The organism is Streptomyces sp. 8N616 (assembly GCF_052246385.1).
Classification (GTDB): Bacteria; Actinomycetota; Actinomycetes; order Streptomycetales; family Streptomycetaceae; genus Streptomyces.
In genome coordinates, this window is the sequence record NZ_JBQQBY010000001.1 from 254,441 (window position 1) to 278,282 (window position 23,842).

The following is a 23,842-nucleotide window of genomic DNA, read 5'->3' on the forward strand; positions in this document are numbered from 1 at the left end:
AGGGAATTACGCAACAATGGCGTTGTGAAATACGCGAGCGAGGCTCAGAGGGCTGCGGCGGTCGAAGCGACCGCCGCGTCAAGCGTGCCTGCGCCCGCAGCGCCGTTCGGCGACGAAGGCCAGCGCAGCACCCGTAACCGGGTGGCCCGGTCGATCCTCGACCACGGGCCCTCCACCGCTGCCGAACTCGCCCTGCGGCTCGAACTGACCCAGGCCGCGGTCCGCCGGCATCTGGACTCGCTGGTCACCGACGGCGTCGTCGAGCCCCGCGAACAGCGGGTCTACGGCTCGCGTGGCCGCGGCCGCCCCGCCAAGGTGTTCGCCCTCACCGACTGCGGGCGGGACGCCTTCGAGCAGGCCTACGACAATCTGGCCGTCGACGCCCTGCGCTGGATCGCGCAGTCCGCAGGCGGAGGTGAGATGGGCGACGCCGCGGTCGCGGCGTTCGCCCGCGCCCGCCTCGCCGCCCAGGCCGAGACCTACCGCGAAGCCGTCGAGAGCGCCGCTCCCGAGGATCGCACCGAGGCGCTGGCCAAGGCATTGACTGCGGACGGGTACGCTGCTACGGCGCGCAGCGCACCGGTCGGCGAGCAGCTCTGCCAGCACCACTGCCCGGTCGCCCATGTGGCCGAGCAGTTCCCGCAGCTGTGCGAGGCGGAGACCGAGGTCTTCTCCCGCCTGCTCGGCACCCATGTGCAGCGGCTGGCCACGATCGCCCACGGCGACGGGGTCTGCACCACCTTCGTCCCGAAGGCGGGCCACGGCCCCCAGCCGCCGGGCAAGCGCACCACCAAGACCACCACAGCATCTGCAAGCACGGCCGGGAGGAACCCCGAATGACTCTCCCCACGGAGACTGCCCACCCTGAGCTCGAGGGCTTGGGCACCTACGAGTACGGCTGGGCCGACTCCGACCTCGCCGGCGCCTCCGCGAAGCGCGGGCTGTCGGAGGAGGTCGTCCGCGACATCTCCGCGAAGAAGTCTGAGCCTGACTGGATGCTGAAGCTGCGTCTGAAGGGCCTGCGTCTCTTCGACAAGAAGCCCATGCCGAACTGGGGCTCCGACCTCTCCGGCATCGACTTCGACAACATCAAGTACTTCGTGCGCTCCACCGAGAAGCAGGCCGCTTCCTGGGAGGAGCTCCCCGAGGACATCAAGAACACGTACGACAAGCTGGGCATCCCGGAGGCCGAGAAGCAGCGCCTCGTCGCCGGTGTCGCCGCGCAGTACGAGTCCGAGGTCGTCTACCACAAGATCCGCGAGGACCTCGAGGAGCAGGGCGTCATCTTCCTGGACACCGACACCGGTCTCCGGGAGCACCCCGAGCTCTTCAAGGAGTACTTCGGCACGGTCATCCCGGCGGGCGACAACAAGTTCGCCTCGCTGAACACCGCCGTGTGGTCGGGCGGCTCCTTCATCTACGTGCCGAAGGGCGTGCACGTCGAGATCCCGCTCCAGGCCTACTTCCGGATCAACACCGAGAACATGGGCCAGTTCGAGCGGACGCTGATCGTCGTCGACGAGGGTGCCTATGTGCACTACGTCGAGGGCTGCACCGCGCCGATCTACAAGTCGGACTCGCTGCACTCCGCGGTCGTCGAGATCATCGTCAAGAAGAACGCCCGCTGCCGTTACACGACCATCCAGAACTGGTCGAACAACGTCTACAACCTGGTCACCAAGCGCGCCGTGGCCTACGAGGGCGCGACCATGGAGTGGGTCGACGGCAACATCGGCTCCAAGGTCACGATGAAGTACCCGGCCGTCTACCTGATGGGCGAGCACGCCAAGGGTGAGACCCTGTCCATCGCCTTCGCGGGCGAGGGCCAGCACCAGGACGCCGGCGCCAAGATGGTCCACATGGCCCCGCACACCTCGTCGAACATCGTCTCCAAGTCGGTGGCGCGAGGCGGCGGCCGCACCTCGTACCGCGGTCTGATCGAGATCGGCGAGGGCGCCGAGGGCTCGAAGTCCAACGTGCTCTGCGACGCGCTGCTGGTCGACACCATGTCCCGCTCGGACACGTACCCATACGTGGACGTCCGCGAGGACGACGTGTCCATGGGCCACGAGGCGACCGTCTCCAAGGTCAGCGACGACCAGATCTTCTACCTGATGAGCCGCGGCCTCTCCGAGGACGAGGCCATGGCGATGATCGTGCGCGGCTTCGTCGAGCCGATCGCGCGCGAGCTGCCCATGGAATACGCGCTGGAGCTCAACCGGCTGATCGAGCTGCAGATGGAGGGCGCGGTCGGCTGACTCCCCCAGCTACCGCTGGGAGGTGCCCCCAACGCCCGTACCACGAGCAGCACTGTTCTCTGACGCAGGCTGCACCTCTTCAGAAAGTGAGCACGACGACAGCCATGGCCGAGCCTCAGAACATTCCGGCGGGTTCCACCACCTCCGGATCCATCGCGGTGGCCGCCGAGTCCACCACCGCCACCCGGATGAGTGCGCCGCCGTCCTACGACGTGGCGGACTTCCCGGTGCCTCACGGCCGCGAGGAGGAGTGGCGCTTCACCCCGCTCGAGCGGCTGAAGGGGCTCCACGACGGCACCGCCGTCGCGGACGGCGGCGGGATCAAGGTCGAGGTCACCGCGCCCGAGGGCGTGACGGTCGAGACCGTGGGCCGCGACGACGCCCGCGTGGGCAAGGCCGGCAAGCCCGTGGACCGGGTCGCCGCGCAGGCGTTCTCCGGCTTCGAGAAGGCCTCGGTCGTCACGGTGCCCAAGGAGGCCGTGCTGGCCGAGCCGGTCCGGATCGCCGTGCACGGCGAGGGCGGCACCGCCTTCGGCCACCAGGTCATCGAGCTGGGCGCGTTCGCCGAGGCCGTCGTCGTCATCGACCACACCGGTGACGCCGTGCTCGCCGCCAACGTCGAGTACCACCTCGGCGACGGCGCCAAGCTGACCGTCGTCTCCGTCCAGGACTGGGACGACACCGCGGTGCACGCCGGGCAGCACACCGCGCTCGTCGGCCGCGACGCCACCTTCAAGTCCGTCGTCGTGACCTTCGGCGGCGACCTCGTACGTCTCCACCCGCGCGTGCAGTACACGGGTCCCGGCGGCGAGGCCGAGCTCTACGGCCTGTACTTCACCGACAACGGCCAGCACCAGGAGCACCGGCTGTTCGTCGACCACCAGGCGCCGAACTGCCGCAGCAACGTCGCGTACAAGGGCGCGCTGCAGGGCCAGGACGCGCATGCGGTGTGGATCGGCGACGTGCTGATCCGGGCCAGCGCCACCGGCACGGACACCTACGAGCTGAACCGCAACCTGGTCCTCACCGACGGCGCCCGCGTCGACTCGGTCCCGAACCTGGAGATCGAGACCGGTGAGATCGTCGGCGCCGGCCACGCCTCGGCGACCGGCCGCTTCGAGGACGAGCAGCTTTTCTACCTGATGTCCCGGGGCATCTCGTCCGAGGAGGCCCGCCGCCTGGTGGTCCGCGGCTTCTTCGCCGAGCTCGTCCAGCAGATCGGCCTGCCGGACCTCCAGGAGCGCCTGCTCACCAAGATCGAGGCCGAGCTGGAGGCGTCCGTCGCATGACAGCCGAAGGCTTCGTCCGTGTCTGCGCGCTGAGCGAGCTCGAGGAGGACATGCCCAAGCGTGTCGAGCTCGAGGGCACGCCGGTGTCGGTCGTCCGCACCGACGATGACGTCTTCGCGATCTACGACATCTGCTCGCACGCGAACGTCTCGCTGTCGGAGGGCGAGGTGGACGACTGCACCATCGAGTGCTGGCTGCACGGGTCGCGCTTCGACCTGCGCACCGGCAAGCCGTCCGGCCTGCCCGCGACGCGTCCTGTCCCCGTATACCCCGTAAAGATCGAAGGGGACGACGTGCTCGTCTCCGTCACCCAGGAGTCCTGAGGCACCCATGGCAACGCTTGAGATCCACGACCTGCACGTCTCCGTCGAAGCCGAAGGCGGCCCCCGCGAGATCCTGCGCGGCGTCGACCTGACCGTGAAGCAGGGCGAGACGCACGCCATCATGGGCCCGAACGGCTCCGGCAAGTCCACCCTCGCGTACTCGCTCGCGGGTCACCCGAAGTACACGGTCACCGGCGGCACCGTCACGCTCGACGGCGAGAACGTCCTGGAGATGTCCGTCGACGAGCGCGCGCGGGCCGGTGTCTTCCTCGCCATGCAGTACCCGGTCGAGGTCCCCGGCGTCTCGGTGAGCAACTTCCTGCGCACCTCCGCGACCGCCATCCGCGGTGAGGCCCCCAAGCTGCGCACCTGGGTGAAGGAGGTCAAGGAGGCCATGGAGCGCCTCAACATCGACCCCTCCTTCGCCGAGCGCAACGTCAACGAGGGCTTCTCCGGCGGTGAGAAGAAGCGCCACGAGATCCTTCAGCTGGAGCTGCTCAGGCCGCGGATCGCGATCCTCGACGAGACCGACTCCGGCCTGGACGTCGACGCGCTGCGGATCGTCTCCGAGGGCGTCAACCGGGTCCGCGAGACCGGGGAGGTCGGCACCCTGCTGATCACCCACTACACGCGCATTCTGCGCTACATCAAGCCCGACCACGTGCATGTCTTCGCGAACGGCCGGATCGCCGAGTCCGGCGGCGCCGAGCTCGCCGACAAGCTGGAGGACGAGGGCTACGAGGCTTACACGAAGGGTGGCGCATCCGAGTGACAGAGCTGCCGGGCCTCCTCGACACCGAGGCGATCCGCAAGGACTTCCCCATCCTGGACCGCCTGGTCCACGACGGGAAGAAGATCGTGTACCTGGACAATGCGGCGACCTCGCAGAAGCCGCGCCAGGTGCTCGACGTGCTCAGCGCGTACTACGAGCGGTACAACGCCAACGTGCACCGTGGTGTGCACGTTCTCGCCGAGGAGGCCACGGCCGCGTACGAGGGTGCCCGCGACACGGTCGCCGGCTTCATCAACGCGCCGAGCCGCGACGAGGTGATCTTCACCAAGAACGCCTCCGAGTCCCTCAACCTCGTGGCGAACATGCTGGGCTGGGCCGACGAGCCCTACCGCGTGGACCGCGAGACCGAGATCGTCATCACGGAGATGGAGCACCACTCCAACATCGTGCCGTGGCAGCTGCTCGCGCAGCGCACGGGCGCGAAGCTGAAGTGGTTCGGCCTCACCGACGACGGCCGCCTCGACCTGTCCAACATCGACGAGATCATCACCGAGAAGACCAAGGTCGTCTCGTTCGTGCTGGTCTCCAACATCCTGGGCACGGTCAACCCGGTCGAGGAAATCGTCCGGCGGGCCCAGGAGGTCGGTGCGCTGGTCGTCGTCGACGCCTCGCAGGCCGCCCCGCACATGCCGCTCGACGTGCAGGCGCTGCAGGCCGACTTCGTGGCCTTCACCGGCCACAAGATGTGCGGCCCGACCGGTATCGGCGTGCTGTGGGGCCGCCAGGAGCTCCTCGAGGACCTGCCGCCCTTCCTCGGCGGCGGCGAGATGATCGAGACCGTCTCGATGCACTCCTCGACGTACGCCCCGGCGCCCCACAAGTTCGAGGCGGGTACGCCCCCGATCGCGCAGGCCGTGGGCCTCGGCGCGGCCGTGGACTATCTCTCCTCGATCGGCATGGAGGCCATACAGGCCCATGAGCACGCCCTCACCGAGTACGCGGTGCAGCGGCTCCTGGAGGTCCCCGAGCTGCGGATCATCGGCCCGACGACGGGCGAGGACCGCGGCGCCGCGATCTCCTTCACGCTCGGCGACATCCACCCGCACGACGTGGGCCAGGTGCTCGACGAGCAGGGCATCGCGGTCCGGGTCGGCCACCACTGCGCGCGGCCGGTCTGCCTGCGGTACGGAATTCCCGCGACCACGCGAGCGTCGTTCTATCTGTACTCCACGCCGGCCGAGGTCGACGCCCTCGTCGACGGCCTCGAGCACGTACGGAACTTCTTCGGGTAGGAGCTGACGCTCGTGAAGCTGGATTCGATGTACCAGGACGTCATCCTGGACCACTACAAGCGCCCGCACGGGCGGGGGCTCCGGGACGGCGACGCCGAGGTGCACCACGTCAACCCGACGTGCGGCGACGAGATCACCCTCCGGGTCCGGTACGACGGCGAGACCATCGCCGACATCTCGTACGAGAGCCAGGGCTGTTCCATCAGCCAGGCCAGCGCCTCCGTGCTCAACGAGCTGCTGGTCGGCAAGGACCTCGCCGAGGCGCAGAAGATCCAGGAAACCTTTCTGGAGCTCATGCAGTCCAAGGGCCGGATCGAGCCGGACGATGCGATGGAGGAGGTGCTGGAGGACGGTGTCGCGTTCGCCGGCGTCTCCAAGTACCCGGCCCGCGTGAAGTGTGCTCTGCTGAGCTGGATGGCATGGAAGGACGCCACCGCCCAGGCTCTGGGCGGTGGCGCTGTGAAGGAGACCGTATGAGCGAGACCACCACCAAGCCCGCCAGCGAGGAAGAGGTCCGCGAGGCCATGATGGACGTCGTCGACCCCGAGCTAGGCATCGACGTCGTCAACCTGGGGCTGGTCTACGGCATCCACATCGACGACGCCAACGTCGCCACCCTGGACATGACGCTGACGTCCGCGGCCTGCCCGCTGACCGACGTCATCGAGGACCAGGCCAGGTCCGCGACCGAGGGCCTCGTCAACGAGCTGCGGATCAACTGGGTCTGGATGCCGCCGTGGGGCCCGGACAAGATCACCGACGACGGCCGCGAACAGCTCCGCGCCCTCGGCTTCAACGTCTGACACCAGGACGCGGCTACGTACGCCGCACTGACCGAGCCATCCCGCCCGTCGCCCGCCACCGCCCTCGAGGGGGCGCCCTGGCGGGCGACGGTGTTGCATTCCAGACACACTGGCGGGCATGGCTCTTTCGCAGTATCAGATCGCTGTCCATGCCCACGACTTGCCGGATCTCAGCCCGGACGACCAGGAGGGCGAGGTCGAGCGGCTGATCGGGCTCGGGGCGCGGCGGGTGGACGGCGGGCAGGACGAGGACGTGACATGGGTGGTGCTCGCCGATCCCGAGGGCAACGAGTTCTGCGTGCTGCGGCCGAAGGTGTCGCTCACCGCCTGATTCCGCCCGCGGCTGTGCTCCAGCTTGCGTACGGGCGTACACAACGTTGTGTACGCTCGTACGCATGATGTGGCTGATGCTGTCCGGCGCGATCCTCGCCGAGGTTCTGGGCACCACCGCGATGAAGTACAGCGACGGGTTCACCAGGCTGTGGCCCTCGCTGGCCACGGCGGCCGGTTATCTCATCGCCTTCGCGCTGCTCGCCCAGACGCTCAAGACGATGTCGGTCGGGACTGCGTACGCCGTCTGGTCCGGTGTCGGTACGGCGGCCATCGCCGCGATCGGCATGATCTTCCTCGGCGAGGCGGCGTCCGCCGCCAAGCTGATCGGCATCGCGCTCGTGATCGTCGGGGTCCTCGTGCTCAACCTCGGAGGGGCGGCGCACTGATGGGCCGCCGGTACGACCCCGACCGCCGGCAGCGGATCATCGACGCCGCGATCCGGGTGGTGGGCGACCGCGGCATCGACGGCCTCAGCCACCGGTCGGTCGCCGCAGAGGCCGACGTCCCCCTCGGCTCCACCACGTACCACTTCGCCACGCTCGACGACCTGCTGGTCGCGGCGCTGCGGAAGGTGTGCCTCGAGCCGCAGACCGTCCTCGATGACTGGCGGCGCCACCTCGGCCGGGAGGGGCCCCTGGCGGACCGGCTCGCCGGCCTCCTCGACGAGGTGATGGCGGGCGACCGCAGCCGCATCCGGGTGGAGTACGAGCTCTACCTCGCGGCCCTGCGCCGCGAGGCGCTGCAGCCGGTCGCCGCGGAGTGGCTCGACTCGGCGGTCGGGATCCTGAGCGGCTACACCGCGGACCCCGCGACCGCGCGCGCCCTCATCGCCCTGATGGACGGCCTGCTGCTGCAACTCCTGCTGACCGGCCGCCCGTTCGACCGAGCCGAGGCCCGCGAGGCGCTGGCCCGCGTCATCGGCTGCCGGACTGCGTGAACCGGATGTGCTCCTGCGGGCAACAGAGGGCGACAGACTCAGCCGGACGGCAGATACGGAGACCCTGTGACCGGACCACCACCGGCCGATGACGACGCCGATATCGTCGCGCAGTCCCTGGAGCGGCCCGAGCTCTTCGCGCGCCTCTACGACCGGTATGCGCCCGATATCCACCGCTACGCGGCCCGCCGCCTCGGGGACGGTGCCGCCGACGACATCACGGCCGAGACCTTTCTCGTGGCCTTCCGGTCCCGGGCCCGCTATGACACGGCGCGCGTCAACGCCCGGCCCTGGCTGTACGGCATAGCCGCCAACCTCATCGGCAAGCAGCGCCGTACCGAGGTCCGGGCCCTGCGCGCCCTGGCTCGCACCGATGTCGACCCGGTCGCCGAATCCTGGGTCGACAGCGCCGACAGCCGGGTCGCGGCCCAGGCCGCGCAGGCGCCCCTCGCGGGCGCACTCGCCGGGCTTTCCGTCGGCGACCGGCACGTCCTGCTGCTCGTGGCCTGGGCGGACCTCAGCTACCCGGAGGTTGCCGACGCGCTCGGCATCCCTGTCGGCACGGTCCGCTCCCGCCTCAACCGTGCACGCCGCAAGGTGCGCGCGGCGCTCGGCGGAGACCCCACCCTCGTCATCGACGCCAGGGAGGCGGCAAGCCATGGATGAGATGACCACGGTGTGCGAGCTGCGCGCCGGCGTCCCGAACCCCGACCGTGTCCGGCTCGAGACCGGCCGCCGACGGCTGCTGGACGCGGCGGTGAAGGGGAGGCGTGCGCGCAGGTTGCGGACCGACTGGCGGCTCGCAGTGGCCGGAGTGGCCGCGGCGATCACTGCGGTGGCCGTGTCGGCCACCAACCTCGGGAACGACCCGGTGGGGGAGGCCGCGAAACCGTACACGCGGTTGTACCAGACCGGCAGCGCGTCCAAGGTTCTGGAGCAGGCCGCGGGCACCGTCGAGTGGATGCCGGCGCCCGAGCCCGAGGACGACCAGTGGATCTACGTCAAGTCGGTCCACGCCTTTGCGGCGAACACCGACCCACGGCCGAAGGAGAGCGAGTACTGGGTGCGCTTCGGCACCCCGGACCTCGACGAGGGGGACGAAGACGACGACCACTCTCTTCGGGAGGAGTTCCGCTTCATGTCGGAGCTCCCCGACGACCCGGAGCAGGTGCTGAAGAAGGTCCGCGGGTTCTACCCGACCAGCAAGGAGAGTCCCGAGTCCCGGGCCCAGCATGAATTCCGGGCGCTCGGTCTGCTGATCAACTCGTACCCGGTGCCGCCCGAGGGGCTGGCGAAGGTCTACCGGGCGCTCGCAGCGGTCAAGGGAGTCGCCGTCGTGGACCACCTGGTCGAGGATGTGACGGGCCGAGAAGCCATCGCCCTGTACCTCAAGGGCAAGGGCGACACCGGCCTCCGGAACGAGATCCTGATCGACCCAGTGAGCTTCGCCTACCTCGGATCGCGGTACGTGGCGGCCGCCGACCAGAAGGGAGACGGTTCCTCCGGCACGGAGTGGAAGACCGGCGACGTCATCAGCAGTACGGCCATTAAGGAGGCCGCACTCGTCGGCGAGCGGGGGAAGCGGCCCTGAGCAGCGCTGAAGGGAGTGGCCCGCCACGAGGGAGCGGGCCACTCCCGGCGCCCCCCGGGCGCGTACTTCCGTCTGGTCGATGAGACCGGTTCGCCTCGGCGGCCCGCCTCCGGTTAGCGTTCGACCATGACCGATGCTGCTACCGCTACCCGTACCACCGGCGCCGTCGCCGCCGGGCTTGCCACCGTCGCCGCCGACGGCACCGTACTCGACACCTGGTTCCCGGCCCCCGAGCTCGCCCCCGAGCCCGGCCCGGCGGGGACCGAGCGGCTGACGCCCGAGCGGGCCGCCGAGCTGCTCGGTGCGGCCGCGCCCAAGGCGCTGGGCGAGGACGCCCGGCGCGGTGTCGAGGTCGTCGCCGTACGGACGGTCATCGCCTCCCTGGACGACAAGCCGCTCGACGCGCACGACGCCTACCTCCGGCTGCACCTGCTCAGCCACCGCCTGGTCAAGCCGCACGGCCAGAGCCTCGACGGCATCTTCGGGCTGCTGGCCAACGTCGCCTGGACGAACCTCGGTCCGGTGCCCGTGGACCGGATCGAGCAGACCCGGCTTGCGGCCCGCGCCGAGGGGCTGGGCCTCAATGTGACCAGCGTCGACAAGTTCCCGCGGATGACCGACTACGTCGTCCCGTCCGGCGTACGGATCGGCGACGCCGACCGTGTCCGGCTCGGCGCGCACCTCGCGTCCGGGACCACCGTCATGCACGAGGGCTTCGTCAACTTCAACGCCGGGACGCTGGGCACCTCCATGGTCGAGGGCCGGATCAGCGCGGGCGTCGTCATCGGCGACGGCTCCGACATCGGCGGCGGCGCATCCACCATGGGCACTCTCTCCGGCGGCGGGCAGCAGATCATCTCGATCGGCGAGCGCTGTCTGCTCGGCGCGGAGTCCGGCATCGGGATCGCGCTCGGCGACGAGTGCACCGTCGAGGCGGGCCTGTACGTGACCGCGGGCACTCGTGTCACCCTGCCCGACGGCCAGGTCGTCAAGGCGCTGGAGCTGTCGGGCGCCAGCAACATCCTCTTCCGCCGGAACTCGACCACCGGCACGGTCGAGGCCCGCCCGAACAAGGCGACCTGGGGCGGCCTCAACGAGATTCTGCACAGCCACAACTGAGCTCCGCTGAAGCTCCGTGCGCCCGCGCGAGGCGCATTCTCGACGGCGGCCCGACGATCACGGCCGGATCCGCAGCACCTGCGGGTCGTGGTCGCTCGCCTGGTCGGCGAACTCCGCGTTGATGTGGACGATGTCGTAGTCCGCGCGGCGGATGGCCGGGCTGGTGAGGACGTGGTCCAGGACCTGGGAGTTGCCGTTGAAGACGTAGCCGTAGCGCTCGTTCCGCGGCAGGCGGGTGACCAGGTCGGTCAGGGCGCCGTCCGAGGTGAGGGTCTTCAGGGCGGGGGAGAAGTCGAAGTCGTTGATGTCGCCCGCGACGACGACCCCGGCCTTCGGGTCGAGGGCGAGCAGCGACTTCACCCAGCTGTTCACGGCGGTCGCCTGGGCGATGCGCTGGGTCTCGGACGTACGGGCCGGGGGCTGGAACCGGCTGTCCAGGCCCTGGTCGCCGCCCTTGCTGTTGAAGTGGTTGGCGACGACGAAGACCGGCTCGCCGCGGAAGGTGAACCGGGCGGCGAGCGGCTTGCGGCTGTTCTGCCAGGCCTGGTTCGCGGGGTCGATACGGCCGGGGTTGGCGGAGAGCGTGACCTCGCCGTCCTCCCCGCGGACCGGCGTCACGGGTGTCGTGGCGTCGCCGCCCGCCACATCCGTGAAGGAGACCCGCTCCGGGTTGAAGAGGAAGGCGACCCGGATGTTGCCGCCGGGCTGGCCGCCATCCTGGTCGTCGGCCGGGTCGATCTGGCGCCAGGAGTACGAGGGGCCCCCGGCGGCCGCGATCGCCGCGGTCAGCTTCTTCAGGGTGTCGCCCGCGGAGACGACCTTGTCGTTGGTGGGGCCGTTGTCGTCCTGGACCTCCTCCAGGGCGATGACGTCGGGCGAGGCGAGGTTTGCGACGACGGCCTCGGCGAGGCGCTCGAACTTGGCCGTGGAGTCCTTCGGGGAGAGGTTCTCCACGTTGTAGGTGGCGACGGAGAGTTCGGACTCGGCCTGCTTCCTGGTCTTCTCCCGCTCCAGGCCGTTGTCGTGTCGCTCGCCGAGCGCGGTGGCCTGCAGCTCGTAGCCGCCGAACTGGTCGTAGTCCAGGGGGCCAGCCGTGATGCCGTCGAGCTCGTCGCCGACATCCGCCTTCGGGAACGGCCGCTCGGCGAAGGGGATGAGGGAGGCGACCTTGACCCTGCCGCCGTTCTGGTCGCGGTAGGAGGCGTAGAGCGTGCCGCCGCGCTCGGTACGGTTCCGGTGCGGCTCCGCCGTCACCCACAGTTCGTTGAACTCGCTGCTCGCGCCGACCACCCGGGCATCCGAGACCTGGGTGCGCATGCCCTCCAGGGACTCGTACCGGTCGAGGGCATACGAGCGCGGGCGCAGCGGCAGGGCCTCGATGCTGCCGCCGTCCGCGTCCTGGGCGGTCGGGGCGTCCTGAGCGGTCGGGGCGTAACGATCCGGCACGGTCGAGGAGTTGAGCCGGAACGCCGCGGGCAGCGGATTGCCCGAGGAGACGATGGTCCACTCGGGCTGGATGATCTCGGTGACCGACTGGAGACCCGCGGAGGCCCCGCCTGGGTAGTACTCGGCAGCCCTGCCGGACACCAGCACGGAGTCGCCGACCGTGACGGCCGGGGTCTTCGACCCGGTGAAGACGAAGATGCCCTCGCTCGTCGCCTGGTCGCGGTCCGGCTTCGCGTCCTGCACCCAGAAGCCGCGCGAGGAGCCGAAGGCGCGTATCGCGGTGACCGTGCCGGGGACGTCCGCGACCTTCTTCCCGGCGAGCGGGGAGATCCGGGTGCCGCCCTGGATGTCGTGGATACGCACCTCGGCGGCGGTCGCCGACCCGGGCGCGGCGAGCAGTCCGGCCGCCAGGGCGGCGGCGACGACGGCGCCCACGGTGACGGGGCTGCGGAGGGGACGGGCGGGTATCCAGGGCATCGAGGTCTCCGGAAGGGGGTGAGGGACGGAGGCGTACGGGGGCATAGAGGGGCGCGCGGAGGCGTACGTCGGCGCACGGCCGATGCTGAGTGTCGACTGCTGCTCTACGCGCGTCAATCTCCTGTGTGTGCAAGGGAGTTGTCAAGGGATGGCCGATGTACGGCTTCTGACAGGGACATGAACCGGGTGTTGGGGTCATATCCGTCTAGGCTTGGGCAGCGCACGGCCCCGCGGCTGAAGCCCCCGTCCCGAGGAGAACCCGCTGATGTCCGGAGAACGCCCCACCATGCCCCCGGTGCGTCTGCCCCCGGAGGCCGAGCTGGCACGGGACGCGCTCGCCGCGCCCCTCTTCGCCCGTGCCGTACGGCTCGCCCGCTGGGCCGGACCCCGCACCCGCGTCGGGGCCGGCGGCGAGCTGCTCGAGGAGGGAGTCCGCGAGGCGGTCGTCCACCTCGGGCTCGAAGGCGACGAGTACGCTGCGGCGGACGCGAGCGAGGCCTGGCAGCTCGCCGTCGACACCGGGCTCGTCGAGATCACCGAGGACGAGACCGCGGACGAGGCGGACGACGCCGCGATCGGCACCGCCACGGCCGGGGAGGACGCGGCGCTCATCACCGCCGGCAGCCCCCAGGACGTACTCGGGATCTGGCTGAGCGGGCTCGAGACCGTGCTCGGGGACGCCGTGGCGCCCGACCTCGCCGACCTTCTCGAGAGCATCGGCGAGGCGGCGGGGGAGGGCGGGGCCCCCGACCTCGGCGCGCTGGACTGGAACCCTGAGGAAGAGGCCGGGTTCCTGGACGGTGTGCTGCGGAATCTCTATCTGCTGACCGTCCTCGAAGGCGGCTCCGCCGAGTCCGCGGTGCCGCTGCCCGCCCTGGCCGCGTCCGTGATCGTCCCCGACGACATGGACGAGCCCACGGACGACGTCCTCGAGGAGGTCTCCGCGGCGATGATGCGGCTCGACGATCAGTTCCGGCTGCTCGCGACCATGGGCCTCGTCGACTACCAGCCGGTGGACGAATCGCTGATCGAGGAGCTCGACGAGAGCGAGGAGACCGCGGCCGGGGGCGGCGAGGGCGGGGCCCGGAAGGGCGCGCAGGAGGTCGACGAGGCAGAGGTCTCGCGCTACGGCATGGTCCGGCTGACGGAGCTCGGGGTGTACGGCGTACGGGCCCGGCTGCTCGACGACGGGGTCGACGCCCCGGCCGTCGGCGACCTCGCGGACAAGGGCGCCGACGTCCTGCTCGACCGGCTGCCCGGCTACCCGGAGGCCATGGCGCAGGCCGAGGCCGAGCAGTGGCTCGCCCGGCGCGAGCCCGCCGAAGCCGCTCGGGAACTCCTCGCCGCTGCGCGCGGCGACGACGCTCACGCGCCGAGGCGGCGGCTCGCGTGCCAGCAGGCGCTCCTGATGGTCGGCGCGGAGGCCGGGCCCGCCCTGCGGGAGGTGCTCGACGACCCCCGGCTCGGCGGGCTCGCCCGCGTGGGGCTCGCGGAGCGCGGCGCGACGGATGTGCCGCCGCCGTCCCAGGACATGGTCTTCTGGCTGACCATCGACACCATCGCGGCGCAGCTCGGGAGCGCGGAGGACGCGGAGGAGCTGCGGGAGCTGATCCAAGGGGTCGCCGGGCAGCACAGCGGCTTCTTCGAGGCGGCCTGGCGGGTGGACCACCCGGCGACCGCGGACGTCCTGGAGGTGATGGGGCGCCTGCACCCGGACAGGAAGATCGCCAAGGAGGCGCGCAAGGCGGCCTTCAAGGCCCGCTCGAAGCCGAGTTCCGGCGGCTGACGACCGGCTGACGACCCGAGGCTGACGACCCCGAGGCTGACGACCCCGAGTCTGACCACCCCGAGTCTGACCACCCCGAGGGGACGAGCCGCCGGACGGCGGGGGTCGCCATGGCCCCGCCGTCCGGCGCCCCGCGGCCGATCAACCTCGGGTCGGGGGCGATCAACCTGGGGTCGAGGGCGATCAGCTCCGGATCAGCACTCGTATCTCGTGGTGTGCATGAAGGAGGACGCGGCCCCGTCGAAGCCGTAGGTGCCGCGATAGGCCGGTGGGTTCTGGAACTCCCCGACGATCGTGATGGTGTTGGCGCACGAGCCCTGGCCCGCCCGCTTCGCGTCGATCCTGATCTGCTCGCCGAGGAAGCCGCCCGTGATGTTCCACGGAGCGCCGCAGATGCCGGACGTGATCTCGCCCCCAGTGACCACGTGCGGGTAGGAGTTGGGGTTGTACCGCACCTTCAGCGCGAAGGTGACGGCGCCGTTGTGCAGCGTCATCGCGCACTCCGCCGAGACGGCCTCGGGGGAGGCGCCGAGCGGGGTCGCGAAGGCCTCGTCGCGCGTCTTGACCTCGGCGCCCTGCGCGTTCAGATAGCGGTGCTCGACCTGGCTCTTCTTCCGTGCGGTCGTCGTCATGACTCGTCCTCCGGTCTAGGCCAGCTGCTCGGCGATTTCGACGCGCAGCAGCGCGCGGACGTTCTCGATGTGGTTGAGCACGGTCACGACCGCCGAGCCGGCGTACAGCAGACCGACCGCGACGTTGTCGTAACTCGTGACCAGCGAGCCGGAGTCGCCGCCCGCCGACATGTTCGTCGTCAGGATCTGGTCCTTGAACCGCGCCGTGCCGGACGTCCCGTAGTTCACATCGATCGTGGCGTCGACCGAGATGATCCGGCCCAGGCTGATGTTGGTCGTCCGACCGCTCTTCTTCACGAGGTCGCCGACCGCCACATTGGACTTGCGCCGCCACGCGCGCGGTGCGCCGCTGAAGTACTGCTCGCGGGTGGCGTCCTGGAACTCCACGGTGCCGAGCGCCGCGTCCACCACGTTGTTGTGCTGCTCCAGCGGGATCTGCGGCGCGAACTGGATGGTGACGAAGCGGGCCAGTGTGGCGATCCGGTCGGCCGGGTCCGTGCCGCCGTCGAACACCCCGGGCTGCACGATCGCGCTGCCCAGCTGTGCCCGGTTGGAGTCGGCGAGCACATGGTTGTTGCTGAGGATGTAGAAGCGGGACGGCACGCCGATGCCGGGCCCGGGCGGGTCGGTGGTCGCACCCGGCTGGAAGTCGTACACCACGCTGCCGAGCGTGCCCGCGGTGACCCGTACGTGCCCGACCGAGAAGCCGGACGGGGCCGGGCGCAGCCTGCGCCTGAGGAGCTGCGGTTCGTAGCCGCCGAGCTGCGGCAGTTCCTCCAGCAGCGGCGGGGTCAGCTGCTCGGACAGGCTGCCGTCGGCCCGGTACGGCATGTCCCGCTGCTCGAGGCGCGCGGACCGGTGCTGCTGTCGCTGGGCGGTGATCTGGCCGACGGCGACCACATCGGTCGGGGTGCCGTCGTCCATGTGACGCGGAATCACATCCCGTTCGGTCAGAAGCGACTCCGGGACCTTCTGGGTCACGAAGACGAGTACGGCTTCCTCACCGGTCGGCTGCCCGTCGGTCCACTTCACGCCGTGGCCGAAGCCGACGACGTTGGAGACGGGCGCGTGCGGACGCAGGAAGTCGGAGAGTGCCTGCTGACGGGAGGAATCACTGACGTGACCCCCGGTCGGTCCTCGCATCATCTCGGGCTGGCTCATGCCAGAACACCTCTTCCCGGTAGGGGTCCCGCCGGACTCCGCCTGGGCGGCCACGCGCGTTGTGGGGCGCACGGAACCAAGGGGGGCGTTGCGCGGGACCTGTCCTTGAGCTGGAGCGCGGCCGTCGTTGCGGCCGGCCCCCAGTGCGTCGGCGGGCGGCCGGTGATAACGGTGGTCAGCCGTGGGGGGCCCACGTTCTCTTACGGGCGATGCAGGTAGGGCATGTCTATTGCCCCGGCCCGGTGCAGGTCAAGCCGATTGGTGGTAAATCATGCCTTGTTGATTGAATGCCACTGATGACCTTGTTTGCCATGATTCTTTGCGGTCTCGCCCAACGGGGATGGTGTTGTGGAACTGTGAACGGCTTCTCCAATCGGCCCCCTGCTGTCGCGTTGTGTTCAACCGCAGTTCGGCGGGGCGCGGCACCGTTGAAGCAGCACAGATGGGGACCGATCTTGCCATCCAGGAGATGAAGATGCCGCTCACCCGCAGAGACTTCGCGAAGCGCTCCGCGTACACCGGCGCGGGCGTCGCCCTCGTCGGCAGCGTCGGCGTGCTGTCCACCGCAGGGGCCATCGGGTCGGAGGCCGGTGAGGCGGGTGACGGCGACGAGCAGAGCACCGAGCGGCACGGTGGCCACGAGTTCGGCTACGGCCCGCTGGAGCCGGACCCGGACGGCATCCTCGCGCTGCCGGCCGGCTTCTCGTACCGGATCATCACCCACAGCGGGGTCACCAAGCTGGAGTCGGGCGAGTTCACCCCCTCCAACCACGACGGCACGGCCGCCTTCGAGGGCCCGCGCGATGTGACCCTGCTGGTCAACAACCACGAGCTCAAAGGCCCGCGGTCGAAGTGGAAGTACCCGGTCCCGCTCGCCGAGGGCCTGGTCTACGACCCGGCAGCCTCCGGCGGCTGCACGGTCGTCGAGGTTCACCGGCAGGGCGGGCAGGTCGCCGAGTGGGTCGGCATCGCCGGTACGTCCACCAACTGCGCAGGCGGGCGCACCCCCTGGGGTACCTGGCTGACCTGCGAGGAGAACTCCGACCGGGCCGGCGAGAACGGCATGACCAAGGACCACGGCTACGTCTTCGAGGTCGACCCCTACGACCGCCGGGCCAACCGGAACCCGCAGCCGATCAAGGCGCTCGGCCGCTACGACCACGAGGCCGTGGTCGTCGATCTCAAGCGCGGCCACCTCTACCTCACCGAGGACGACGCCGAGCCCAACGGCCTCTTCTACCGCTGGGTGCCGCCGCACGGCTTCAAGCACGGCCGCGGGCAGCTGCGGAAGCTGGCCGACGACGCCGGCATGCTCCAGGCGCCCAAGTGCTACGACTCGGGCGGCCGGTTCGTCGACGACCTCTCGCGCGCCACGAAGATCGGCACGGTCTACGGCGTGGACTGGGTGGACGTGCCCGACCGGGACGCGCGCGAGGTGGCGGTGCGCGAGCAGTTCGACATCGGCGAGGTGACCCGGGCCCGCAAGCTCGAGGGCATGTGGTGGGCCGACGGCGGCGCCTACATCGTGTCCTCCTATGCCCGCGAGGAGAGCCCGGTCGCCCACGACGGCCAGGTGTGGTTCTACGACCCGCGCCGCCGGACCCTCACCCTCAAAGTGCTGCTCGGCGTCAACCCGGACCCGTCCAAGGACGGCGCCCTTGACGGCCCCGACAACATCACCGTGTCGCCGTACGGCGGGCTGGTCATCGCCGAGGACGGCGAGGGCATCCAGCACCTCTTCGGGGCCACGGACAACGGCCGGACGTACCCGATCGCCCGCAACGACCTCAACATCGGCACCGAGGCGGAGCCGGAGTTCAGCGAATTCACCGGTGTCGTCTTCTCGCAGGACGGGCGGACGCTCTACGCCAACATCCAGGACCCCGGCATCATGCTGGCGATCACCGGTCCGTGGCGGCGTCAGCGGTGACCAGGAAGTAGTCGAGGAGCCTGGTCTCGTACGCCTCGAGGAAGCGGCGAGGCCAGAGGTCCTTCAGCGGCGTCCGGGCGAGCCAGCGGTCGTAGGCCGCCCAGACGTCCTCGCCGATGGACACGGTCCGGACGCCGGTGAAGCCGCTGCAGGACAGGGTCTCGGCGAAGCGTCCCACGACGTGCGGGAGATCGAGGCCGTCGGCGTACGTGGGCAGCAGCCAGGGCAGCGCCTCGGCCGCGCGCCCGTCGCGGGCGAAGAAGGTGGCCAGGGCCAGCCGCCCGCCCGGGCGCAGCACGCGGGCCGCCTCGCGGGCGAACCCCGGCACGTCGGGGAAGTGCTGTGCGGACTCGACCGAGTACAGGCAGTCGGCCGAGCAGTCGGGCAGGGGCATGGCTTCGGCCCCTCCGCGTACATAACGGAGCCGGCCGGGGTGTTCGGTCATGGCGTCGGCATTGGCGATCCGCGCCCGGTCGAGCTGGGCCGGGTGCAGATCGATGCCGCACACCTCGCGGAAGCCGAACTCCCGGAGCGCGAGCGCGCAGCCCAGGCCGATGCCGCAGCCCACTTCGACGGCGTCGAGGCCTTCGGTACGGCCCAACTCCCGCAGGACGACGCGGTAGAGCTGCTGCTCGGAGCGCAGCCGGTCGCCTTCGGTGAGCGGCTGGTCCCTCGGGATGCCCCGCCAGTAGCCGAAGTTGATGAATCCGCCCGTGAACGCGGGCACGCTGCTGAGATCCCAGGACCCGTAGATCGTGTCGACCTGGCCCGGTATGCGCGGCTCCTGCGCCATGAGCGGCCCTCGCTTCGTTGCTGTCACCTCATCAGAGAGCCTGCCCGCCCGGCTTCACCATGCCACGCACGGTGCGCGAATCAACGTATTCGCCCAGAGCCGTCATCTCCCACTCCCCGGAGTACTGGCGGATCAGCTTGCACATCATGACACCCGTGCGCGGCTCGGCTCCGGTCAGGTCGAATCGGACGAGTTCCTGGCCCGAACCGGCGTCCAGCAGGCGGCAGTACGCCTTCGCGACCTCGGTGAACCGCTGTCCGGAGAAGGAGTTGACGGTGAAGACCAGCCCTGTGACGTTCGGCGGCACGTCGCCCAGGTGGACGGTGATGACCTCGTCGTCGCCGCCGCCCTCGCCGGTGAGGTTGTCCCCGGAGTGCTGGATGACGCCGCCCAGAATGACGAGCTTGCCGAAGTAGCAGGCGTCGATCTTCTTGCGGTCGGGGCCGTACGCGATGACGGATGCGTCGAGGTCGATGTCCTTGCCGCGGTAGGCGGGCTCCCAGCCCAGGCCCATCTTCACGGACGTGAGGAAGGGGCGGCCGCCCTTCACGAGGGAGACGGTCTGGTTCTTCTGGAGGCTGACCCGGCCCTTGTCGAGGCTGATCTTCCCGGCACCGGGGGCGGGGGCGGCCGCGGGCGCGGGTGCGGGTGCGGGTGCGGCCGGGGCGGGGGCGGCCGGAGCAGCCGCGGGCTGCGGGGGAGGAGAGGTGGGCTGCGCGGGTGGCTGCGGGGGAGCGGGCGGGGCCGGGGGTGAGGTGGGTGCGGCCGGTGCGGCAGGTGTGGCGGGGGCCGACGCTGCGGGTGCGGCCGGTGCTGCGGGCGTGGCGGCGGGCTCTTCGACGGTCACGCCGAAGTCGGTCGCGATCCCGGCGAGCCCGTTGGCGTACCCCTGCCCGACGGCGCGGGCCTTCCACGCTCCGCCGCGCCGGTACACCTCGACGACGACCAGCGCCGTCTCGCTGCCCAGCCGCGGCGGTGTGAAGGTGGCGATCGCGCTGCCGTCGTCCGCGTTGCGGATGGTCGCGGTCGGCTCGATGCCGGAGAAGGTCTGGCCTGCCGCGTCAGGGCTCGCGGTAACCACGATCTTCTCGATGTCCGCGGGCACGGCCGCGGTGTCCACGGTGATCGCGTCTGGTGCCGTGCCGCCACCCGAGCGGTAGCTGACACCAGGGCCCGCCGGCTGGTTGTAGAAGATGAAGTCGTCGTCGGAGCGCACCTTGCCGGAGCCGGAGAGCAGCAGGCCCGACACATCGAGCCGCACGGGTGCGGCGACGTCCACCGTCACACGCGCGACGGGCAGCGGGATGTTCGAACCAGAGGTCATTGCCGTCATGCCTCGGGTAACGAGCGGCCCCGCTTTGCAGTTCCATTACCTCCGGATCAGTGCGGCCAGATGGGCGGGCGGGTGCAGAAGTGGCCGCCCAGGTGGGCCTGGTCCGGATTGGCGGGGTCCAGTTCGCCCTGTTCCGCGATGAGCTTCGCCGCGTACGGCTCGGAGTCGTCCTGCGGCTCGTACCCCAGTGCGCGCGCGCTCGACAGGTCCCACCACAGCCGGGTGTTCGCCGAGCTGCCGTAGACGACCGTGTGGCCCACGTCCTCGGCGGTGAGCGCGGCGTGCAGCAGCCGGGCGCCGTCGTCGGGGCTCATCCAGACCGAGAGCATCCGGACCGAGGTCGGCTCGGGGAAGCAGGAGCCGATGCGGATCGAGACGGTCTCCAGGCCGTGCAGGTCCCAGTAGAGGGAGGCGAGGTCCTCGCCGAAGCACTTGGAGAGGCCGTAGAGGGTGTCGGGGCGGTGCGGGGTGTCGATGGGGATGAGCAGGTCGCCCTCCGCGGGGCGCGGGGTGAAGCCCACCGCGTGGTTGCTGGAGGCGAAGACGATCCGGCGCACGCCCCCCGCGGTGCGCGCGGCCTCGTACAGGTTGTACGTGCCCTGGAGGTTGGAGTGCAGGATCTTGTCGAAGGTGGACTCCAGGGAGATGCCGGCGAGGTGGATGATCGCGTCGACGTCGCGTACGGCCTCGCGCAGCGCGTCCGTGTCGGCCAGGTCGGCGGTGATCGCGCCGGGCTCGCCCTCGACCGGGACGAGGTCGAAGAGGCGCAGCCGGTAGCCGTACGCCGGTAGCCGCTGCCGCATCAGGGTGCCGAGGCCGCCGGCGGCGCCGGTGAGCAGAACGGTGCGGGGAGCGGGCATCGAAGGTCTCTCCTCGGGCGGCTCGGTTTCGTGCCTGGACTCAGCGGACGCAGTCGGCTCGGTGGTTCAGCGGACTCCGCGGACTCGGCGGACTCGGCGGACTCATGTGCGGGCCACCATGGCCCCATCCGTAAACACAATTCATGTGCATGGACAACGTAAGGAGCGCTGCCGATCTTCGTCAAGGGCGCTTCCGGCCCCGGGAAATCCCTTCGGACTGGGGATATTGGGCCTTGACCTGCGGGAGCGGGTTGCCATAGCGTGGCCGTGTTCAGGGATATGGATATCAATCAGAAACATGTACGAGAGTCGTACGCCCTGCATGGCCGCACTCCAGGAGAGCCCGTGACCACAGCCTCACTCGCCGAGCGCCTCGACGGCCTGCTCTTCTTCCCCGTGACCCCCTTCGGACCCGACGGCGGGCTCGACCTCGAGGTCCTCCGCACCCACATCCGTAACGGCATCGACGCGGGTGCCGCAGCCGTCTTCGTCTGCTGCGGCACCGGCGAGTTCCACGCGCTCGACGCCGAGGAGTTCCGGCTCTGCGTCCACACCGCGGTCGAGGAGGCGGGCGGCCGCGTGCCCGTCGTCGCGGGCGCGGGCTACGGGACCGCGCTCGCCGTCACGTACGCGCGCATCGCGGAGGTGGCGGGCGCGGACGGGCTGCTCGCCATGCCGCCGTACCTCGTCGTGCCCGACCAGCGTGGCCTGCTGCGCCATTACGCCGCGCTCGCCGACGCCACCTCCCTCGACCTGATCGTCTATCAGCGTGACAACGCCGTCTTCGAGCCGGAGACGGTCGTCGAACTCGCCCGTATCCCACGGATCATCGGCCTCAAGGACGGCCTCGGCGACCTTGACCTCATGCAGCGCATCATGAGCGCCGTCCGCACCGAGCTGCCCGGCCGGGACTTCCTCTACTTCAACGGCCTGCCCACAGCCGAGCTCACCGGCCTCGCCTACCGCGGCATCGGCGTCCTGCTCTACTCCTCGGCCGTCTTCTGCTTCGCCCCCGAGATCGCCCTCGCCTTCCACAAGGCGCTGAACTCCGGCGACGACGCGACGGTCAACCGCCTGCTGGACGGCTTCTACCGGCCGCTCGTCGAGCTGCGCCAGCAGGGCCGCGGTTACGCGGTCTCGCTCGTGAAGGCGGGGGTCCGGCTGCGCGGCCCCGATGTCGGCGAGGTCAGGCCCCCGCTCAGCGAGCCGAGCCCCGCTCACATCAAGGCGCTGGCCGAACTGATCGAGCGCGGCCTGGCTCTGCTGGCCGCCGACTGGCCGCCGACTGACCTCCTTCTGATTCCACTTGAGCGCAGTCCGGGCAGCATCCGAGCGCCACCCGACCGCCATCCGACTATCCCTGAGCGAGCGTGACCTCCACCGACTGGGCCACCACTGACCGACCTCCGCTGACCCGCCTCCGAGAGCTCGGGAGCCGATGTGCGAGCCTCCGCCTTCCTCTACCCCTGGGACGTCGTCGGCGACCCGCACGCCGCGCGCCGCATCGCGCGCCTCGGCGTCCGGCAGGTCACCCTCGCCTCCGCCTACCACTCCACCCGCGCCCTGACGCCGCGCCACCCCCGCCACCGGATCGTCACCGCCGAGCACGCGGCCGTGCTCTACCCGCCGGACCGGGCGCGCTGGGCGGGCCGGACGCTGCGCCCGTACGAGCAGAGCTGGGTGCCGGGCCCCGACCCGTACGGCGAGGCCGCAGCAGCCCTCGCGGACGAAGGGCTCGAGGTCCACTCCTGGGTGGTCCTCGCCCACAACTCCCGGCTCGGCGCCGAGCGTCCGGAGACCTCCGTGCGCAACGTCTACGGCGACCGCTACCCCTGGGCGCCCTGCATCGCCCTCCCCGAGGTGCGGGAGTACGCCGTCACGCTCGCCGCGGAGGCCGCCGTACGGCCCGGCACGAGCGGCACGGAGCTGGAGTCCTGCGGCTGGTACGGCCTCGCTCACCTGCACGCCCACGACAAGACCGCCGGGGTGCGGCTGGGCGGCGCAGGCCAGTACCTGATGTCGCTCTGCTTCTGTGCGGTGTGCCGGGAGGGGTACGCGGCGGCAGGCGCGGATCCGGACGAGCTGCGGGCGGCCGTCGTACGGGCGCTGGCGCCGCTGTGGTCGGGGGAACCGGGCCCCGGGCCCGGCGACCGGGCAGGGGAGTGGGCCGAGGTCGAGGAACGTCTCGGGACGGACCTGGCCGCCGCCACGCGCGCGTGGCGCGGGAGGGTGGCCGACGGCTTCCAGAGGGGCGCCGTCGCGGCGGTACGGGAGGCGGCCGGGCCGGAGTTCCGTGTACTGCTGCACGCCGACCCGGCCGTCCACCGCTGCGGCGCCAACGCCGGCACCGACCCGTCGAGCCTTCTGGCCCACGCCGACGGGGCTGTACTCCCCTGCACGGGGCCGCCGGCAGAACGGACTGCCGTACTCGCCCCCTTCGCGGCACAGGCGACCGAACGCACCACCCTCGCCGCGAACTTCACCGTCGTCACCGGGATGGGTGGCAACCCGGCAACGCTGGCGGTCGACGCGGCCCACGCCCGCGTACTCGGCGCGACCGAACTCCGCCTCTACCACGCCGGACTGGCATCCAACGCCGACCTCGACATGGTCGAGTCGATCCTCGCCTGACACGCTCCTGACAGCACCGGGGGCCGACGGCGAGGGGGCCCGCCCCCGCCTGCCCCGCGGCCCGACCCGGCCGGGTCCCGCGGCGTCGGCCCCGACCTGCCCGCTGCCCCGGCCG

23 protein-coding genes and 1 pseudogene are annotated in these 23,842 nt (G+C 70.6%); 18 read left to right on the forward strand and 6 right to left on the reverse strand.

Translation table 11 applies throughout. The features are described 5' to 3' along the window. Positions 1-24 precede the first annotated feature (24 nt). From ACTWQC_RS01120 to dapD, 14 genes and pseudogenes are all read left to right on the forward strand, one after another. Positions 25-840, forward strand: coding sequence for a helix-turn-helix transcriptional regulator (locus ACTWQC_RS01120; RefSeq protein ID WP_443313544.1), 816 nt, complete (start codon positions 25-27; stop codon positions 838-840). Beyond that, the gene (gene sufB / locus ACTWQC_RS01125; RefSeq protein WP_443313545.1) at positions 837-2,258 is read left to right on the forward strand and encodes a Fe-S cluster assembly protein SufB; all 1,422 of its coding nucleotides are present in this window, start codon (positions 837-839) and stop codon (positions 2,256-2,258) included. Before ACTWQC_RS01120 ends, sufB begins: the two co-directional genes overlap by 4 nt. Positions 2,259-2,362: 104 nt before the next feature. Then, positions 2,363-3,547 carry a Fe-S cluster assembly protein SufD gene (sufD, locus tag ACTWQC_RS01130; RefSeq protein ID WP_443313546.1) on the forward strand — a complete coding sequence of 395 codons (1,185 nt, stop codon included), beginning with the start codon at positions 2,363-2,365 and terminating at the stop codon, positions 3,545-3,547. Further along, positions 3,544-3,870 (forward strand): non-heme iron oxygenase ferredoxin subunit, encoded by a 327-nt coding sequence (locus ACTWQC_RS01135; protein ID WP_443313547.1) that lies wholly within the window; start codon positions 3,544-3,546, stop codon positions 3,868-3,870. The genes sufD and ACTWQC_RS01135 overlap by 4 nt, the downstream gene beginning before the upstream one ends. A 7-nt stretch (positions 3,871-3,877) precedes the next feature. Then, positions 3,878-4,642: a Fe-S cluster assembly ATPase SufC gene (gene sufC / locus ACTWQC_RS01140; RefSeq protein ID WP_443313548.1), complete on the forward strand. Its 765-nt coding sequence runs from the start codon at positions 3,878-3,880 to the stop codon at positions 4,640-4,642. Continuing rightward, positions 4,639-5,895 (forward strand): cysteine desulfurase, encoded by a 1,257-nt coding sequence (locus ACTWQC_RS01145; RefSeq protein ID WP_443313549.1) that lies wholly within the window; start codon positions 4,639-4,641, stop codon positions 5,893-5,895. Before sufC ends, ACTWQC_RS01145 begins: the two co-directional genes overlap by 4 nt. A gap of 12 nt (positions 5,896-5,907) precedes the next feature. Beyond that, positions 5,908-6,372: a Fe-S cluster assembly sulfur transfer protein SufU gene (gene sufU, locus ACTWQC_RS01150; RefSeq protein ID WP_443313550.1), complete on the forward strand. Its 465-nt coding sequence runs from the start codon at positions 5,908-5,910 to the stop codon at positions 6,370-6,372. Further along, positions 6,369-6,698: a metal-sulfur cluster assembly factor gene (locus tag ACTWQC_RS01155; RefSeq protein ID WP_443313551.1), complete on the forward strand. Its 330-nt coding sequence runs from the start codon at positions 6,369-6,371 to the stop codon at positions 6,696-6,698. The genes sufU and ACTWQC_RS01155 overlap by 4 nt, the downstream gene beginning before the upstream one ends. A 166-nt stretch (positions 6,699-6,864) precedes the next feature. Continuing rightward, positions 6,865-7,029, forward strand: a pseudogene (locus ACTWQC_RS01160) (VOC family protein); the annotation flags it as partial. A 64-nt stretch (positions 7,030-7,093) separates the two neighbouring features. Beyond that, positions 7,094-7,417: a DMT family transporter gene (locus ACTWQC_RS01165; RefSeq protein ID WP_443313552.1), complete on the forward strand. Its 324-nt coding sequence runs from the start codon at positions 7,094-7,096 to the stop codon at positions 7,415-7,417. Further along, complete coding sequence (locus ACTWQC_RS01170) at positions 7,417-7,968, forward strand: TetR/AcrR family transcriptional regulator (RefSeq protein ID WP_443313553.1); 552 nt, start codon at positions 7,417-7,419, stop codon at positions 7,966-7,968. Before ACTWQC_RS01165 ends, ACTWQC_RS01170 begins: the two co-directional genes overlap by 1 nt. 66 nt (positions 7,969-8,034) lie before the next feature. Further along, positions 8,035-8,634, forward strand: coding sequence for an RNA polymerase sigma factor (locus ACTWQC_RS01175; protein ID WP_443313554.1), 600 nt, complete (start codon positions 8,035-8,037; stop codon positions 8,632-8,634). Then, positions 8,627-9,559, forward strand: a complete 933-nt coding sequence (locus tag ACTWQC_RS01180) for a CU044_5270 family protein (protein ID WP_443313555.1) — start codon at positions 8,627-8,629, stop codon at positions 9,557-9,559. The genes ACTWQC_RS01175 and ACTWQC_RS01180 overlap by 8 nt, the downstream gene beginning before the upstream one ends. Positions 9,560-9,685: 126 nt before the next feature. After that, positions 9,686-10,678: a 2,3,4,5-tetrahydropyridine-2,6-dicarboxylate N-succinyltransferase gene (dapD, locus tag ACTWQC_RS01185; RefSeq protein ID WP_443313556.1), complete on the forward strand. Its 993-nt coding sequence runs from the start codon at positions 9,686-9,688 to the stop codon at positions 10,676-10,678. A 57-nt stretch (positions 10,679-10,735) separates the two neighbouring features. Here dapD and ACTWQC_RS01190 read toward each other — a convergent pair whose 3' ends face one another. After that, positions 10,736-12,601, reverse strand: a complete 1,866-nt coding sequence (locus ACTWQC_RS01190) for an endonuclease/exonuclease/phosphatase family protein (RefSeq protein WP_443313557.1) — start codon at positions 12,599-12,601, stop codon at positions 10,736-10,738. Positions 12,602-12,866: 265 nt separating this feature from the next. Between ACTWQC_RS01190 and ACTWQC_RS01195 the strand changes: the two genes are divergently transcribed. Beyond that, positions 12,867-14,387: a hypothetical protein gene (locus ACTWQC_RS01195; protein ID WP_443313558.1), complete on the forward strand. Its 1,521-nt coding sequence runs from the start codon at positions 12,867-12,869 to the stop codon at positions 14,385-14,387. Between the two features lie 194 nt (positions 14,388-14,581). Here the strand turns inward: ACTWQC_RS01195 and ACTWQC_RS01200 are convergent, their stop codons facing one another. Together ACTWQC_RS01200 and ACTWQC_RS01205 are read right to left on the reverse strand one after the other, a co-directional pair. Next, positions 14,582-15,019: a hypothetical protein gene (locus ACTWQC_RS01200; protein WP_443313559.1), complete on the reverse strand. Its 438-nt coding sequence runs from the start codon at positions 15,017-15,019 to the stop codon at positions 14,582-14,584. A 15-nt stretch (positions 15,020-15,034) separates the two neighbouring features. Further along, positions 15,035-16,180, reverse strand: a complete 1,146-nt coding sequence (locus tag ACTWQC_RS01205) for a hypothetical protein (RefSeq protein WP_443313560.1) — start codon at positions 16,178-16,180, stop codon at positions 15,035-15,037. A gap of 475 nt (positions 16,181-16,655) precedes the next feature. On the opposite strand from ACTWQC_RS01205, the gene ACTWQC_RS01210 reads away from it, so the two are divergent. Then, positions 16,656-18,110 carry an alkaline phosphatase PhoX gene (locus tag ACTWQC_RS01210; RefSeq protein ID WP_443313649.1) on the forward strand — a complete coding sequence of 485 codons (1,455 nt, stop codon included), beginning with the start codon at positions 16,656-16,658 and terminating at the stop codon, positions 18,108-18,110. Here the strand turns inward: ACTWQC_RS01210 and ACTWQC_RS01215 are convergent. Genes ACTWQC_RS01215 through ACTWQC_RS01225 form a run of 3 tightly spaced genes read right to left on the reverse strand, consistent with a single transcriptional unit; the run spans position 18,082 to position 21,096 of the window. After that, complete coding sequence (locus ACTWQC_RS01215; RefSeq protein ID WP_443313561.1) at positions 18,082-18,930, reverse strand: class I SAM-dependent methyltransferase; 849 nt, start codon at positions 18,928-18,930, stop codon at positions 18,082-18,084. The genes ACTWQC_RS01210 and ACTWQC_RS01215 overlap by 29 nt on opposite strands. A gap of 4 nt (positions 18,931-18,934) precedes the next feature. Then, positions 18,935-20,227 (reverse strand): TerD family protein, encoded by a 1,293-nt coding sequence (locus tag ACTWQC_RS01220; RefSeq protein ID WP_443313562.1) that lies wholly within the window; start codon positions 20,225-20,227, stop codon positions 18,935-18,937. Between the two features lie 56 nt (positions 20,228-20,283). Further along, positions 20,284-21,096, reverse strand: a complete 813-nt coding sequence (locus tag ACTWQC_RS01225; protein ID WP_443313563.1) for an NAD-dependent epimerase/dehydratase family protein — start codon at positions 21,094-21,096, stop codon at positions 20,284-20,286. Between the two features lie 345 nt (positions 21,097-21,441). On the opposite strand from ACTWQC_RS01225, the gene ACTWQC_RS01230 reads away from it, so the two are divergent. Both ACTWQC_RS01230 and ACTWQC_RS01235 read left to right on the forward strand, forming a co-directional pair. Beyond that, complete coding sequence (locus tag ACTWQC_RS01230; RefSeq protein WP_443313564.1) at positions 21,442-22,470, forward strand: 5-dehydro-4-deoxyglucarate dehydratase; 1,029 nt, start codon at positions 21,442-21,444, stop codon at positions 22,468-22,470. Between the two features lie 66 nt (positions 22,471-22,536). Then, positions 22,537-23,727, forward strand: coding sequence for a hypothetical protein (locus tag ACTWQC_RS01235; RefSeq protein ID WP_443313565.1), 1,191 nt, complete (start codon positions 22,537-22,539; stop codon positions 23,725-23,727). Positions 23,728-23,842 lie beyond the last annotated feature (115 nt).